The sequence below is a fragment of the Achromobacter mucicolens genome, from assembly GCF_029866465.1.
GTDB classification, from domain to species: Bacteria; Pseudomonadota; Gammaproteobacteria; order Burkholderiales; family Burkholderiaceae_B; genus Achromobacter; species Achromobacter mucicolens.
Genome location: NZ_CP123364.1, coordinates 5,332,658 through 5,346,455 on the forward strand (window position 1 = coordinate 5,332,658; position 13,798 = coordinate 5,346,455).

At 66.1% G+C, this 13,798-nt stretch carries 14 protein-coding genes; 6 read left to right on the forward strand and 8 right to left on the reverse strand.

All coding sequences use genetic code 11. From position 1 onward, the window contains the following. Positions 1 to 15: 15 nt before the first annotated feature. The 8 genes from QEP15_RS24265 to purT all read right to left on the reverse strand — a co-directional run bounded on the left by QEP15_RS24265 (position 16) and on the right by purT (position 9,153). Positions 16 to 570, reverse strand: coding sequence for an adenine phosphoribosyltransferase (locus tag QEP15_RS24265; RefSeq protein WP_056319625.1), 555 nt, complete (start codon positions 568 to 570; stop codon positions 16 to 18). A gap of 54 nt (positions 571 to 624) precedes the next feature. Continuing rightward, positions 625 to 2,322, reverse strand: a complete 1,698-nt coding sequence (cydC, locus tag QEP15_RS24270; protein ID WP_217618575.1) for a thiol reductant ABC exporter subunit CydC — start codon at positions 2,320 to 2,322, stop codon at positions 625 to 627. Next, positions 2,319 to 4,067 carry a thiol reductant ABC exporter subunit CydD gene (gene cydD / locus QEP15_RS24275; RefSeq protein WP_416372821.1) on the reverse strand — a complete coding sequence of 583 codons (1,749 nt, stop codon included), beginning with the start codon at positions 4,065 to 4,067 and terminating at the stop codon, positions 2,319 to 2,321. The genes cydC and cydD overlap by 4 nt, the downstream gene beginning before the upstream one ends. Beyond that, positions 4,064 to 4,189: a cytochrome bd-I oxidase subunit CydX gene (cydX, locus tag QEP15_RS24280; protein WP_056319618.1), complete on the reverse strand. Its 126-nt coding sequence runs from the start codon at positions 4,187 to 4,189 to the stop codon at positions 4,064 to 4,066. The genes cydD and cydX overlap by 4 nt, the downstream gene beginning before the upstream one ends. A 16-nt stretch (positions 4,190 to 4,205) precedes the next feature. Further along, positions 4,206 to 5,360, reverse strand: coding sequence for a cytochrome d ubiquinol oxidase subunit II (gene cydB / locus QEP15_RS24285; RefSeq protein ID WP_152382884.1), 1,155 nt, complete (start codon positions 5,358 to 5,360; stop codon positions 4,206 to 4,208). A gap of 14 nt (positions 5,361 to 5,374) precedes the next feature. Continuing rightward, positions 5,375 to 6,949 (reverse strand): cytochrome ubiquinol oxidase subunit I, encoded by a 1,575-nt coding sequence (locus tag QEP15_RS24290; RefSeq protein ID WP_056319612.1) that lies wholly within the window; start codon positions 6,947 to 6,949, stop codon positions 5,375 to 5,377. A 126-nt stretch (positions 6,950 to 7,075) separates the two neighbouring features. Continuing rightward, positions 7,076 to 7,621 (reverse strand): GbsR/MarR family transcriptional regulator, encoded by a 546-nt coding sequence (locus QEP15_RS24295; RefSeq protein ID WP_056319609.1) that lies wholly within the window; start codon positions 7,619 to 7,621, stop codon positions 7,076 to 7,078. A 314-nt stretch (positions 7,622 to 7,935) separates the two neighbouring features. Next, complete coding sequence (gene purT / locus QEP15_RS24300; RefSeq protein ID WP_175156594.1) at positions 7,936 to 9,153, reverse strand: formate-dependent phosphoribosylglycinamide formyltransferase; 1,218 nt, start codon at positions 9,151 to 9,153, stop codon at positions 7,936 to 7,938. A 104-nt stretch (positions 9,154 to 9,257) separates the two neighbouring features. On the opposite strand from purT, the gene QEP15_RS24305 reads away from it, so the two are divergent. From QEP15_RS24305 to hpf, 6 genes are all read left to right on the forward strand, one after another. Then, positions 9,258 to 10,247, forward strand: a complete 990-nt coding sequence (locus tag QEP15_RS24305) for a KpsF/GutQ family sugar-phosphate isomerase (protein ID WP_062838940.1) — start codon at positions 9,258 to 9,260, stop codon at positions 10,245 to 10,247. Next, the gene (locus tag QEP15_RS24310) at positions 10,244 to 10,852 is read left to right on the forward strand and encodes a KdsC family phosphatase (protein WP_271263764.1); all 609 of its coding nucleotides are present in this window, start codon (positions 10,244 to 10,246) and stop codon (positions 10,850 to 10,852) included. The genes QEP15_RS24305 and QEP15_RS24310 overlap by 4 nt, the downstream gene beginning before the upstream one ends. Before the next feature lie 37 nt (positions 10,853 to 10,889). Beyond that, positions 10,890 to 11,522, forward strand: a complete 633-nt coding sequence (gene lptC, locus QEP15_RS24315) for an LPS export ABC transporter periplasmic protein LptC (RefSeq protein WP_056319599.1) — start codon at positions 10,890 to 10,892, stop codon at positions 11,520 to 11,522. Then, the gene (gene lptA, locus QEP15_RS24320; protein WP_056319596.1) at positions 11,519 to 12,142 is read left to right on the forward strand and encodes a lipopolysaccharide transport periplasmic protein LptA; all 624 of its coding nucleotides are present in this window, start codon (positions 11,519 to 11,521) and stop codon (positions 12,140 to 12,142) included. Before lptC ends, lptA begins: the two co-directional genes overlap by 4 nt. A gap of 33 nt (positions 12,143 to 12,175) precedes the next feature. Further along, positions 12,176 to 12,970: an LPS export ABC transporter ATP-binding protein gene (lptB, locus tag QEP15_RS24325; protein WP_056319593.1), complete on the forward strand. Its 795-nt coding sequence runs from the start codon at positions 12,176 to 12,178 to the stop codon at positions 12,968 to 12,970. 217 nt (positions 12,971 to 13,187) lie between these two features. Continuing rightward, complete coding sequence (hpf, locus tag QEP15_RS24330; protein ID WP_056319592.1) at positions 13,188 to 13,526, forward strand: ribosome hibernation-promoting factor, HPF/YfiA family; 339 nt, start codon at positions 13,188 to 13,190, stop codon at positions 13,524 to 13,526. Positions 13,527 to 13,798: the final 272 nt, after the last annotated feature.

Sequence of the window (13,798 nt, forward strand, 5' to 3'; positions counted from 1 at the left end):
GCTGATGCCGTACCGCTACGGCGTCGTGTCTGCGCCGTACTGACAGACCGTGTAGAGCGGCGTGCCGGTGGCAGCCACCTTGGCGGACCCGCCCAGATCCGGCAAATCAATGATCGCGGCGGCTTCCACCACGTTGGCGCCCAGGCGCTGCAGCAGCTTGATGGCCGCGAGCATGGTGCCGCCCGTGGCGATCAGATCGTCCACCAGCAGGACACGCTGGCCCGTACGGACCGAATCCGTGTGCATCTCGACGGCCGCGTTGCCGTATTCGAGCGAGTATTCCTCTGCCACCGTGCGGTAAGGCAGCTTGCCCTTCTTGCGCACGGGCACGAAGCCCAGATTCAGTTCATAGGCCAGCACGCTGCCCACGATGAAGCCGCGCGCGTCCACACCCGCCACCAGATCCAGGCGCTGGCGCATGTAGCGATAGACGAAGAGATCGATCAGGACGCGGAACGCACGCGGATCCTGCAGCACCGGCGTGATATCGCGGAACGTGACACCGGGTTGGGGCCAGTCCGGAACGCTGCGGATGGTGCGCCGGATGAACTCGGCGTTGTCGGTCTGCATGGATACGGCCCTGAGTGAATTGAAGCAAGGCGAACTATAACCGCGCCGCCGCGCTTAAGCCAGGATTGCCGCATGCGATGACATGTCATGCAGCCGACCGTTGCGCAACACATGGCAACGGTGCACCGCGCCCTCGGGCAGGGCCGCGTGCGTGGCCAGCACCACGGTGCGTCCGCGCACCGCGTGTTCCAGGTCCGCAAAGAATGCCGCTTCTGCCGCGCCATCCAATCCCGCGGTCGGCTCGTCCAGCACGATGACCGCGGCGGGCGCCAGCAACGCCCGGGCCAGGCACAGGCGCCGCGCTTGCCCGGCCGACAGCTGCGAGCCGGTTTCGCCAGCCCAGGTGTCCAGGCCATCGGGCAGGCCGCGCACGAAATCACCGAGTCTTGCTGCATCCAGCGCCTGCCAAAGCGCGCCATCGTCGGCGTCGGGATTGCCGATCAACAGGTTCGTGCGCAGCGTGCCCAGAAACAGGGGCGAATCCTGCGAAAGCAGGACGATCCGCCGGTGCCAGTCGGCCTGCGCACATTCGCGCGCATCGCACCCGCCGAAGCGGACCTGCCCTGCCTGCGGATCCTCAAGCCTTAGGATCAGATGCAGCAGCGTGGACTTCCCCGCGCCGCTTGGGCCCAGGATGGCCACGCGTTCGCCCGGTTCGATTCGCAGGTTGATGTCTTTCAGTACCCGCACGCCATCGCCGGCGGCGCGGGCCGGATAGGCGAAGCCGACACCATCCAGTTCCAGCGCGCCGCTGTGGGGCAAGGGGCGCGGCCCCGCCGGATCCTGCATGTCGGGTTCGCATTGCGTGACCTCGCGGATGCGCGCGGCGGCCGACATTGCCGATCCCATCCGGGATGCGCCCCGCATGATCGGACCGGCGACCTCGAAAATGCCGATGACGGCCAGCAGCAAGCCCGCCAGGACGGGGGCTTCGATCCGCCCCGCCTCATGCGCGGCAAGCCCGAACCACAACAGCGCCATCACCGCCACGCCCGCGGCCACCTGCAGGAACCATTGCCCGCGCACCGCCACCCGCGCCTGGCTGCGGCGCGCCTGGGCGCTGGCTTCGCACAGACGCTCGAAATGCGCCAGCGTCTCGGCCTGGGCATGCAGGGCCACCATGTCGGCGTGGCCGTCAACCGCATCCAGCGTGGCGGCGCGCAACCCCGCCGCGCTTTCCTGCGCGGCTGCGCCCGGCTTGCGCGCCGCGCGCAGCAGCCACAGGGGCACGATCACGCACGCCGTCAGCAGCGCCAGTGCAAAGACCAGCGCCGCCGCGGGAACCCATTGCCCCAGCACGGCGGTCAGCACCGCGCCGGCAACGATGGCGGTGGCCAGCGGCGCCAGCACAAACAGAAAGACCGTATCCAACGCATCGACGTCGTTCGTCATGCGGGCGACCAGATCGCCGCTGCGATAACGCGCAAGCTGACGCGGCGTCAGCCGGATCAGCGCCGAAAACACCAAGGCGCGCAGATCCGCCAACAAGCGCAGCGTGGCGGCATGACCGACCACCCGGTCGGCATAGCGCGACACGATCCGCAGGAAGGACAGTCCCCGCACCAGCGCGGACGGCGCAAACAGGTTGAAGACGCTGCCGGCGCCGGCCAGGAACGCGCCCGTCAGGAACCAGCCCGACACGCCCAGCAGTCCCACGCCGGCGGCCACGGTCGCCAGCGCACAGAACAATGCGAGCAAAAGCCCGCCTTTGCGGCGTGCGTATAGCGGCAGGAGCAACAACAGATTCTTCATGCGTCTTCCACGGCGCCGGCGGCGATGCGCGCCACGCGCGGCAAGCGCGCGGCCACCGCGGGCGCGTGCGTCGCCAGCACCAAGGTGCGGCCAGCGGCAAATTGCAGAATCTCATCCAGCACCCGGGCCTGCGTCGCGTCGTCCAGGTGGGCGGTGGGTTCGTCCAGCAGGATAAGCCCCGGATCGCGCAGGAACAGGCGGGCCAGCGCCACGCGCTGCGCCTGCCCGCCGGACAAGCCGTGGCCGCGGCTGCCCAGCACGGTATCCAATCCTTGCGGCAGGTCCTGCGCGAATTCCAGCACGCAAGCGCGACGCGCGGCATCCTCGACCTGCGCATCCGTGGCGCCGGGCCGGCCCAGCCGGATGTTGTCGGCGATCGATCCGGCCAGCAATTGCGGCCGCTGGCCGATCAGCGCCACACGCTGGCGCAAGGCGGTCTCGTCCCATTGCGCCAGCGGCAGGCCATCGATGCGAATATCACCGTCGGCGGGCCGCAGGCGCGCGATGGCTTCGATCAGGGTGGACTTGCCGATGCCGCTGGGTCCCATCAGCGCCATATGCTCGCCCGGCGCGAGCGTAAGCGCCACATCGGCCAGCACCGCGTGGCCGCGTCCCGGCGCCTCGACCCGCAAGCCATCGATGGCAACCGCGGCGCCCTTGCCGGCATGCGCGGGCTTGCCGCCCAAAGCGGGCGCTGCTTCGGCCTCGGCTTGCGGCAGGCCATCGAACAGGACGGCGATTTGCGTGACGGCGGCCAGCGCCGTCGCGCGGTCGTGATAATGCGCGGCAAACTGGCGCAGCGGCGCGTAGACCTCGGGCGCCATCAACAGGCAGAACAGCCCGGCCTGCAGCGTCAGCGGCGACCAGCGCATGTCCAGAAATCCCAGGTAAGTCAGGCCGATGTATACCGCAATGCCCGCCACGCCCAACGCGGCAAAAAATTCCAGTACGGCCGAGGACAGAAACGCGATGCGCAGCACCGACATCGTCCGCTGGCGCAGCGCATCGCTGGCCGCCACGACGGACTGGGCCTCGGCTTGCGCGCGCCCATACAGCTTCAGCGTGGACAGCCCACGCAGCCGGTCCGCGAAAAACCCCGACAGCCGGGCAAAGGCTCGCAGGTGGCGGCGGCTGGCGCCTTGCGCGCCCCACCCCACCAGCGCCATGAAGAGCGGAATCAGCGGCGCCGTGATCAGCAGCACCAAGCCCGCGATCACGTCGACGGGAAGAAGCACCACCGCGAATGCCACCGGCAGCATCGCGGCCGCGGCCATCGCGGGCAGATACTTCGCAAAGAATCCATCCAGCGCCTCGACCTGGTCGACCACCGCGCTCGCCAGTTCACCCGACGTTTTGCCGCGGCTCCAGTAAGGGCCTTTTTGCACCAGCCGCAGGAACAGCGACTGGCGAACGTGGCGCTTGATGCGCTCGGAGGCATCCGCGCCGGCGCGCTCGCCCGCCCAGGCGATGCACGCGCGCAGCAGCATCAGCCCCGCAATACCGGCGATGCCGCCCAGCAGTTCATGCCGCGGCACGCCGCCAACGATCGCCGAGTCCAGCACGCTGGCAAGAAGCCAGGCCTGCACGACGAGCAATGCGCCGCTGACCAGCGGCGCGGCGCCCGCCACGATCAGCGGATACCGCGCCGTCCTGGCCAGTCCCATCAGCCACCGCGACTGTTCGCGCGGCGGCTTCTGCAGGGACGCCGACGGGTCGTGCTCGAGGCTGCTTGCGCCGCCGCTCACTCGACGTCGCGGCTGGCGCGCGGGTCATGGGTCTGACCTTCGCGCAGCTCGAACCACATCGCATTGAGAATGGCGAATGCGCACGCCAGGCCAAGGCCGAGAATCCACGAGAAATACCACATGGACGAGGCTCCTTTATCAGTACGAGTTGGGCGTGTCGCCCACCGAATCATGGGTGACCTTGCCGCGCATGACGCGGTACACCCAGCCGGTGTAGACGGTCACGATCGGCAGGAAGATGGCCACGGCAATCACCATGATCCACAGCGTCAGGTGGCTGGACGAGCCGTCCCAGATGGTCAGGCCGGCCTTCGGATTGGTCGAGGACGGCATGATGAACGGAAAGAGCGAGAAGCCCACCGTGAGGATCACGCCGGCGATCGACGCCGAGGACGACAGGAATGCCAGCATGTTGGCGCGCACGGTCAAGAGCAGCGCCGCCAGCACCGCGCCGGCCACGCCCAGCGCGGGCGCGATCCACATCCACGGCCACTTCGCGTAATTGGCCATCCAGGCGCCTGTCTGCACCGACACGGTCTTGAGCATCGGATCGGACGGTGCGGACATATCGACCGCGCTGGTGATTGCATGGCCCGGCACGCCGCCCGCGACCCAGAAACCGCCGGCCACGAACAGCACTGCCGTCAGCACCGCGCACAGGCGGCCCCAGTTGCGAGCGCGCGCGGACACGGGATCATCCGTGCGCCACGCCAGCAGCACCGCGCCGTGCATGGCCAGCATCACCACGCTCAGCACGCCTGCAAGCAGGGCGAACGGCATGAACAGCTGGAAGAAGTGCCCTTCGTAGATCGGGCGCAGCGTCACGGCATCGAAGGTGAACGGCACGCCCAGCACGATGTTGCCCATCGCCACGCCGAACACCAGCGACGCCACCACGCCCGAGAAGCACAGCACGGCGTCCCAGCGATTGCGCCAGCGCGTGCCTTCCATCTTGCTGCGGTACTTGAAGCCCACCGGCCGCAGGATCAGCGCCAGCAGGACCAGCATCATCGCCAGGTAAAAGCCCGAGAACGAGGCGGCATAGAGCAAGGGCCACGCGGCAAAGATGGCGCCGCCCGCGGTGATGAGCCAGACCTGATTGCCTTCCCAGACCGGCCCCACCACGTTGATGACGATGCGGCGCTCGGCGTCGGTCTTGGCGACCACCGGCAACAGCGCCGCCACGCCCAGGTCAAAGCCGTCCATGACGGCAAAGCCGATGAGCAAGGCGCCCAGCAGCACCCACCACACCACGCGCAGCGTGCCGTAGTCAAAAGGAATTAGGGTATCCATTTGCGTTTCTCCCCTCAGGCGCGCACGGCGGCGTGGACGGGATCGGCGGCGGCATCACCCGGCGCCGGCCCGTCGGATTTCGGTCCGGCCTTGATGGCGTGCAGCATGACCTTCACGCCGATGATGAGCAGGATCGTGTACAGCACCAGGAAGATCGACAGGCTGATGACGAGGTCGGTCATGGTCAGGCCCGACGCCGCGTAGTACGTGGGCAGCACGCCTTCGATCACCCAGGGCTGGCGGCCGTACTCGGCGACGAACCAGCCGCTTTCGATGGCGACCCAGGGCAGCGGCAGGCTCCACAACGCCACCTTGAGCAGCGCCGGACGCTTGTCCAGGCGGCCGCGCGAGGCAAGCCAGAACGCCACGCCGAAGAACAGGATCAGGTACATGCCCACCGCGACCATGATGCGGAACGCCCAGAACAGCGGCGCCACGGTCGGCACGGTATCGATCGCGGCCTGCTTGATGTCCGCTTCGGTGACCTTGCTGATGTCGGGCTGATGGCGCTTGACGAGGAGCGCGTAGCCCAGGTCCGGCCAGGTCCTGTCGAACACCATGCGCGCATCCACATCCTTCGGGTTCGCGCGGATCTTCTGCAGGGCCTCGTAGGCCACGATGCCGTCGCGGATGCGATTCTCGGCGCGCAGGATCAGGTCGTTGATGCCCAGCAGCGGCGTGGTCAGCGAACGCGTGCCGATGATGCCCATGACATAGGGAATCTCGATCGCGAAATCGTTGCGGCGCTCGGCCTGGTTCGGGATGGCGATCAGGTTGAAGGACGCGGGCGCGGGCTCGGTGTGCCACATGGACTCCATGGCCGCGATCTTCATCTTCTGGTGTTCGGTGGTGAGATAGCCGCTTTCATCGCCCAGCACGACCACCGACAGTGCGCCGGCCAGGCCGAAGCTGGCAGCTACCGCCATCGAGCGCTTGGCCAGGTCGATATGACGGCCGCGCAGCAGATACCACGCGCTGATCGACATGACGAACATGGCGCCCGCCACGTAACCGGCACTGACGGTATGCACGAACTTGGCTTGCGCGACCGGGTTGAAGATGACCGCGGCGAAGTCGGTCATTTCCATGCGCATCGTGTCCGGATTGAAGACCGCGCCGACAGGGTTCTGCATCCAGCCGTTGGCGATCAGGATCCACAGGGCCGAGAAGTTCGTGCCGAAGGCCACCAGCCAGGTCACGGCCAGGTGGCTGACCTTGGACATGCGGTTCCAGCCGAAGAAGAACAGGCCGACGAAGGTGGCTTCCAGGAAGAACGCCATCAGCCCTTCAAGGGCCAGCGGCGCGCCGAAGACGTCGCCCACGTAGTGGCTGTAGTAGGACCAGTTCATGCCGAACTGGAACTCCATCACCACGCCCGTGGCCACGCCCAGCGCGAAGTTGATGCCGAACAGCGTGCCCCAGAACATCGTCATCTTCTTCCAGATGGCGCGTCCGGTCATGACGTACACGCTTTCCATGATGGCCAGGATGAACGACAGGCCAAGCGTGAGCGGGACAAAGATGAAATGGTAGAGCGCAGTCGCGGCGAACTGGAACCGCGAGAGATTCACGACATCGAGATCAATCATGAGGCTGCTCCCAAGGCGTCGACGCGCTGCGGCAACCGGCATGGTTCCCAGGCCGTCTACCGCGCCATGTTAGGGGCGTTGCATACAACTTCATAGAGGTTTCCTGAAAAATCGAGGCGTGACGGGTCAGCCCTTGCCCCGCAATTTGCCGGCGAAACCCAACACCTTCTGAACCTTGGAACCAAGTTTCATGAGGCTTTGCAGGGTTTCGGGCGGCAGCCGTTGAACCTCATCGAACCACCCCGTGGATAGTTCGATGAGCTCCAGCATTTCGGTCATTCGTTGTTGCGCGTAAGCCTCGTCGGGCCCGGACGGCGACTCCAGCAGCGTGTCGCGCAGGAGCGTGAGGGTGGGGTCGACTTCGCGCTTGCGCTTCTCTTCCATGAGGATGCGGAAGATTTCCCAGACGTCCTTGGGGGTCTCGAAGTAGTCGCGGCGGTCGCCCACCTGATGCATCAGCTTGACCAGGCGCCAGGACTGCAGCTCTTTCAGCCCGAGGCTGACGTTCGAGCGCGAAAAGCCCAGGGCCTCGGCGATATCGTCGGCGTTCAGCGGCTGCGGCGCGAGAAACAGCAGCGCGTAGATCTGGCCGACGGTGCGGTTCACGCCCCAACGGCTGCCCATTTCACCAAAGTGCAGGACAAATCGTTCGATCTGGGGGGAAAGCGCCATGAGGATCAGCCAGTAACACAGCGAAGGGCAGCACGACACATGCAGTTACTTCGATTTCAGAAATTTCTGAAATTATCGAACAAACGATGAGAAAGCGCAAACCACACTGCGCTCAGGGGCGAAGGCGCAACCGGGCGCCATTCAGGGCACGGGCAGGCCAAATTAGCCGCCGAACGTGACAGCCATACAACACAAATCGGGGAATGGCGCCCAGCAAAAACGCCACCGGCCGGTTGGCGGGTGGCGTTGATGGGGGGGGAAAAAGCGGGGTAACGGCGGGCGCTACCCGGTCCGGGACAGGCCCGCGCGGACGATCAACCGGCCTTGACGGTCACGGCGGCCGACACGCGCTTGGCCTTGGCGCGGGCGGCAGCAACGTCTTCCGCCACGGCCAGGCCCACGCCCATGCGGCGTTTCACGAAGGATTCGGGCTTGCCGAAGAGGCGGATGTCCGTGCCGGGCTCGGCCAGCGCCTCGGCCACGCCATGGAACGTCACCGCCCGGGCTTCCACACCGCCATAGATGACGCTGCTGGCGCCGGGCTGGCGCAGGCTGGGGTCGACCGGCAGCCCCAGCAGCGCGCGCGCGTGCAGTTCGAACTCGTTCTGCACCTGGGTAATCATGGTGACCATGCCGGTGTCGTGCGGACGCGGGCTGACCTCGGAGAACCAGACCTGGTCGCCCGCCACGAAGAGCTCGACGCCGAAAATGCCCAGTCCGCCCAGCTCGGACGTGACGGCCAGCGCGATGTCGCGCGCACGCTGGAGCGCCGCCGGAGACATGGGGTGCGGCTGCCAGCTTTCGACGTAGTCGCCGTCGACCTGCTTGTGGCCGATGGGTTCGCAGTAGCAGGTCTCGACCTGGCCGTCGGCCCCGCGGGCCCGTACGGTCAGAAGCGTGATTTCGTAGTCGAAGCGGATGAACCCCTCGACGATGGCGCGGCCGCCCCCGACCCGTCCGCCTTCCTGGGCGTAGCGCCACGCGGAGGCCACGTCGTCGGCGCTCTTGATGACCGACTGCCCCTTGCCCGACGAGGACATGACCGGCTTGATGACGCAGGGATAGCCGATGCCGCCGTCGATGGCCTGGCGCAGCTCGTCCTCGGTGTCGACAAAACGGTAGGGCGAGGTCGGCAGCCCCAACGTCTCGGCCGCCAGGCGGCGGATGCCTTCGCGATTCATGGTGAGCTGTGCCGCGCGGGCCGTGGGGGTGACCCGCGCCACGCCGGCCGCTTCCAGTTCCACCAGCAAGCTGGTGGCAATGGCCTCGATTTCGGGGACAATAACGTCCGGTTGCTCCGCTTCGATGACCTGCCGCAAGGCCTGCGGGTCGGTCATCGACACCACATGCGCCCGGTGCGCCACCTGATGGCCCGGGGCGTCGGCATACCGATCCACCGCGATGACTTCGACGCCCAGGCGCTGCAGGGCGATGATGACCTCTTTGCCCAGTTCACCGGAACCCAGCAGCATGACGCGGGTGGCCAAGGGGGACAGTGGCGTGCCAAGGACGGGACTGGAAATGCTGGACATGGAGCGGGCCTGGAAGGAAAGTTTGAAAGCCGTTGAAAGACTCGCCAGCATGCCATACGCCCCTGCGCGGGGCAAACTAGCGTACTGCGATTAAAATCCGCCCCATGAACGACCATCCCACCTCTTCGTCCGGCACCGCGCTGGCATCTGCGCGCAGAACGCTTCAGATTGAAAGCCAAGGGCTGCAAGACCTGTCCGCCCGGCTGGACGACAGCTTCACGCGTGTCGTTGACCTGCTGCTCGCCTGCCGCGGCCGGGTGGTCGTCAGCGGCATCGGAAAAACGGGACACATCGCCCGCAAGATCGCCGCGACGCTGGCCTCCACCGGCACGCCCGCCTTCTTCGTGCACGCAGCCGAGGCCGTCCACGGCGATCTGGGCATGATCACCCGCGACGACGTCCTCATCGCGATCTCCTATTCCGGCTCAGGCTCGGAATTGCTGACCATCCTGCCCGTCGTGCGCCGCATGGGCGCGGGGCTGGTTGCCATCACCGGCAACCCGCAATCCGAACTGGCCCGGCAGGCCGACATCCACCTGGATGCCAGCGTGGCCCAGGAAGCCTGCCCGATGAACCTGGCGCCCACCGCCAGCACGACCGCCGCCCTGGCGCTGGGCGACGCCCTGGCTGTCGCCTGCCTGGAGGCCCGCGGTTTCGGGCCGCAGGACTTCGCCCGCTCGCACCCGGGCGGCGCGCTGGGCCGCCGCCTGCTCACCCACGTGCGCGACGTCATGCGCCAGGGAGACGCCCTGCCCATCGTCATGGCGGGCACCCCGGTATCGCAGGCGCTGGAGGTCATGTCGGCCAAGGGCATGGGCATGACCGTCGTCACCGACGCGCAGCACCGCCCGCAGGGCATCTTCACCGACGGCGACCTGCGCCGTCTCATCGCGCGGCACGGCGACATCCGCAGCCTGACCGTCGAGGCGGGCATGACGCGCTCGCCCCGCAGCATCAATCCCGAGGCGCTGGCGGTCGAGGCCGCCCGGCAGATGGACGAACAACGGCTCAATCACATGCTGGTGTTGGACAATGACGGCGCGCTGGTCGGCGCATTGCACATGCACGATCTGATGGCCGCTAAAGTGGTATGACTATGAACCTTTCTGCTTCCGTGAATCACCCGGCCGAAGCGCTGGTGCTTGCCCGTATCCCTGCCATCGTGCGCGAACGCGCCGCGGCCGTGCGCCTGATGGTTTTCGACGTGGACGGCGTGCTGACCGACGGCAGCCTCTATTACGGCGAAGGCGGTGAACTGCAAAAGCGCTTCCACGCGCTGGACGGCCACGGGCTGCGGCTGCTGATGGAAGGCGGCCTGAAAGTGGCGCTGATCACCGGACGTTCCGGCCCCATCGTCGCCCGCCGCGCCGCGGAACTGGGCATCGCCGAAGTCATCCAGGGCGTGCGCGACAAGGGCAGCGCCTTGACCGAACTTGCGCAGCGCTGCGGTGTCCAACTGAATCAAACCGGCTACATGGGCGATGACATCATCGACCTGCCGGCCTTGCAGCGCGCCGGCTTTGCGGCCAGCGTGCCCAACGCTCCCGGCTACGTCAGCCAGGCGGCCCACTGGGTTTCCACCCTGCCCGGCGGAAGCGGGGCCGTACGCGAATGCTGCGACCTCCTCTTGGCCTCGCAAGGCCGCCTGGGCGCGTTCCTGGCTTCGCCGGGCCTGCTCGGCCCCGGAGCCATCCAGTGATCGCCCCGTTAACGAATACGCCCTCGCGGCGCACCCGATGAAAGAACGTTTTCCCTCACTGATCGCGCTGTTCCTGCTGCTGGTGCTGGTCACCAGCTCGTGGTGGGCGGCCGATTACGCGCAGCGCGCCATCCAGGTGGACCCGCCGCGCCGCGTCACCCACGAAATGGACGCATGGTCGCGCGAATTCGTGATGCTGCGCACCGATCCCACGGGCAAGCCCATCAATCGCCTGGAAGGCGACTACATGGAGCACTTTCCCGACGACGATTCGTATCACGTCACCGCGCCGCGCGCGGTGGGCCAGCGCGAGACCAATCCGATCACGGTCGCGGTTTCAAAGACGGCCGTGATGGAACAGGGCGGCAAGCGGATCGTCATGCAGGGGGATGCCCACGTGCTGCGCCAGCCCGATGCCGAAAACGACATGCTGGACGTGCGCAGCCAGCAACTCATCATCCTGCCCGATGACGACGTGGTCTTCACCGACCTGCCCGCCACGGTCCTGAAGGGCCGCTCGCGCATGCAGGGCACGGGCATGCACTACAACAACAAGACTCGCCAATTGCAGGTGTCGGCGTCGACCGACGTGGAAATTGCCGGTTCGGAAGGCAGGCAGCAGCGCCGCACCGAAATTCCTGCCAACAACTCTAACCAGAAAAAACCATGACCGACCTTCGGACCCTCTTCGCCCCGACGACCCGCCTGATGGGCGCCGTGCTGTTGACGGCTTGCGCGTTTGCGCCGGCCCATGCCGCGGACCCGAAGGCGGCAACGCCAGCAGAAGAGCCCAGCACGCTGATCCTGTCGGACACGCTGCACTACGACGACGTGAAGAAACAAAGCGTGTTCACCGGCAACGTCAACATGACCCGCGGCCTGATGACGCTGACGTCCGACACGCTGCAGATGAACGAGGACGCGCAGGGCAACCAATACGGCACGGCCACCGCCAACAAGGGCAAGGTCGTCACCATCCGCCAGGAACGCCCCGAAAACTTCGAACTCATCGAAGGCAAGGGCCTGCGCGCCGAATACGACGGCACGAACAGCACGTTCGACCTGATCGGCCAGGCCATCGTGACCCGCTACGTCTGTGGGAAACCGTTCGATACCATTCGCGGCGAACGGGTACGCTACAACGAGAAGTCCGGCACGTACGAAGCGCAAGGCGGCCCGAATTCCGCCGCGGCCGGCGGACGCGTGCGTTCCTTGGCCGAACCGCGCGCCAAGCTGGACGCCGCCGTCGCCGAATGCCGCAAGCAGCAGGCAGCCAAGAAAGGGCGCTGAAGCGCTTCCCATGCAACACCAATCGCAGCCACGATGAACCAACCTTCAGTGCCGACCCCCGTGACCTCCGCCCCTTCGGGCGTCAAGCAGGGCAGCCTGCGCGCAACCGGACTGCGCAAGACCTACAACGGCCGCACCGTGGTGCAGGATGTGTCCCTGTCCGTGGTCAGCGGCGAAGTCGTGGGCCTGCTGGGCCCCAACGGCGCCGGCAAGACCACCAGCTTCTATATGATCGTCGGCCTGGTGCCCGCGGATGCGGGCCGCATCGAAATCGACGGCGCCGTCATCACGGCAATGCCCATCCACAAGCGCGCGCGCATGGGCCTGTCGTACCTGCCGCAGGACGCTTCCGTGTTCCGCCGCCTGACGGTCGAACAGAACATCCGCGCCGTGCTGGAATTGCAGGTGGGTCCGGACGGCCGTCCGTTGACGACGCCCAAGATCAATGAACAGATGGAGTCGCTGCTCGAAGAACTGCAGATCGGCCACATCCGCAGCAATGCCGCAATTTCGCTGTCGGGCGGCGAACGCCGCCGCGTGGAAATCGCGCGCGCGCTGGCGACCAGCCCGCGCTTCATCCTGCTGGACGAACCGTTTGCCGGCGTGGACCCCATCGCGGTCATCGAGATCCAGCGCATCGTGCGCTTCCTGAAGGGCCGCGGCATCGGCGTGCTGATCACCGACCATAACGTGCGCGAAACCCTGGGCATCTGCGACCGCGCCTACATCATCAGCGAAGGCAAGGTGCTGACCGACGGCCACCCCGAGGAAATCGTGGGCGACCCCGCCGTTCGCCGCGTGTACCTGGGCGAACACTTCCGGATGTAACCCCATGCTGAAAGACACCGTAACGCCTGGGAAAGAAGGGCCATACGCCCTAGGGGCTCAGCCATAAAATTGCCATGAACTTGCGGTAGGTCAGCTTGTTTTATCGGCCCGAGTCTATACACTAGTACTAAACGAACCTGCTTATTGAAGGAGAACGCCTAACGACTTCACCGCGCCTTTTGCGCACCTTTTTCCTCTTTTAGAAGGAGAGCACACTATGAACCTGAGCATCTGCGGTCGTCACCTCGACGTCACCCCGGCCATCCGGGAATATGTCATGAACAAACTGGCGCGAGTGCTGCGGCATTTCGATCACGTCATCGATACCCAGGTCATGCTCTCAGTAGAGCCCCTGCGGCATAGAGCCGAAATCACCATGCGACTGAGCGGCAAGGACATTCATTGTGAAGCAACCGATGAAAACCTCTATGCAGCCATCGACCTTCTTGCTGACAAAGTCGACCGTCAGGTCATCAAGCACAAGGACAAGGTAAGAAGTCATTCAGCAGAGTCCGTGAAGCGGCAAGCGGCGACCCTGTCGCCACCCCAGCAGTAACGCGCTTCATGACCGCTCACCTGAGCGACTAGCCGTACAGGGATCCCAGGATCCTGCCCAAGTCCCGGTGTCCCGCTAGACCTTGTGTCCAGCCGGGGCATCGGCAAAGTCCCCTCCCCCCTCGTGTTTCATCCCGCTGGCGCCCGCCGGCAGATTGGCGTTTTACTTGGCTTTTGCCGGACGTGCGCCGCGCCGTGATGATCGCCACCCCCCAGAATGCCCACAACGCGCCGCGATCAGACTATGCTGTCGCTCTTGTGCCCCGATCGCTT

Excerpts from the sequence above, each read along its gene's own strand:
- QEP15_RS24295 (WP_056319609.1), bottom strand. The coding sequence starts at position 7,621 with ATGGCGCTTTCCCCCCAGATCGAACGATTTGTCCTGCACTTTGGTGAA.
- hpf (WP_056319592.1), top strand. The coding sequence starts at position 13,188 with ATGAACCTGAGCATCTGCGGTCGTCACCTCGACGTCACCCCGGCCATC.
- QEP15_RS24305 (WP_062838940.1), top strand. The coding sequence starts at position 9,258 with ATGAACGACCATCCCACCTCTTCGTCCGGCACCGCGCTGGCATCTGCG.
- QEP15_RS24310 (WP_271263764.1), top strand. The coding sequence starts at position 10,244 with ATGACTATGAACCTTTCTGCTTCCGTGAATCACCCGGCCGAAGCGCTG.
- lptA (WP_056319596.1), top strand. The coding sequence starts at position 11,519 with ATGACCGACCTTCGGACCCTCTTCGCCCCGACGACCCGCCTGATGGGC.
- lptB (WP_056319593.1), top strand. The coding sequence starts at position 12,176 with ATGAACCAACCTTCAGTGCCGACCCCCGTGACCTCCGCCCCTTCGGGC.
- QEP15_RS24290 (WP_056319612.1), bottom strand. The coding sequence starts at position 6,949 with ATGATTGATCTCGATGTCGTGAATCTCTCGCGGTTCCAGTTCGCCGCG.
- cydX (WP_056319618.1), bottom strand. The coding sequence starts at position 4,189 with ATGTGGTATTTCTCGTGGATTCTCGGCCTTGGCCTGGCGTGCGCATTC.
- cydB (WP_152382884.1), bottom strand. The coding sequence starts at position 5,360 with ATGGATACCCTAATTCCTTTTGACTACGGCACGCTGCGCGTGGTGTGG.
- cydC (WP_217618575.1), bottom strand. The coding sequence starts at position 2,322 with ATGAAGAATCTGTTGTTGCTCCTGCCGCTATACGCACGCCGCAAAGGC.
- lptC (WP_056319599.1), top strand. The coding sequence starts at position 10,890 with ATGAAAGAACGTTTTCCCTCACTGATCGCGCTGTTCCTGCTGCTGGTG.
- QEP15_RS24265 (WP_056319625.1), bottom strand. The coding sequence starts at position 570 with ATGCAGACCGACAACGCCGAGTTCATCCGGCGCACCATCCGCAGCGTT.
- purT (WP_175156594.1), bottom strand. The coding sequence starts at position 9,153 with ATGTCCAGCATTTCCAGTCCCGTCCTTGGCACGCCACTGTCCCCCTTG.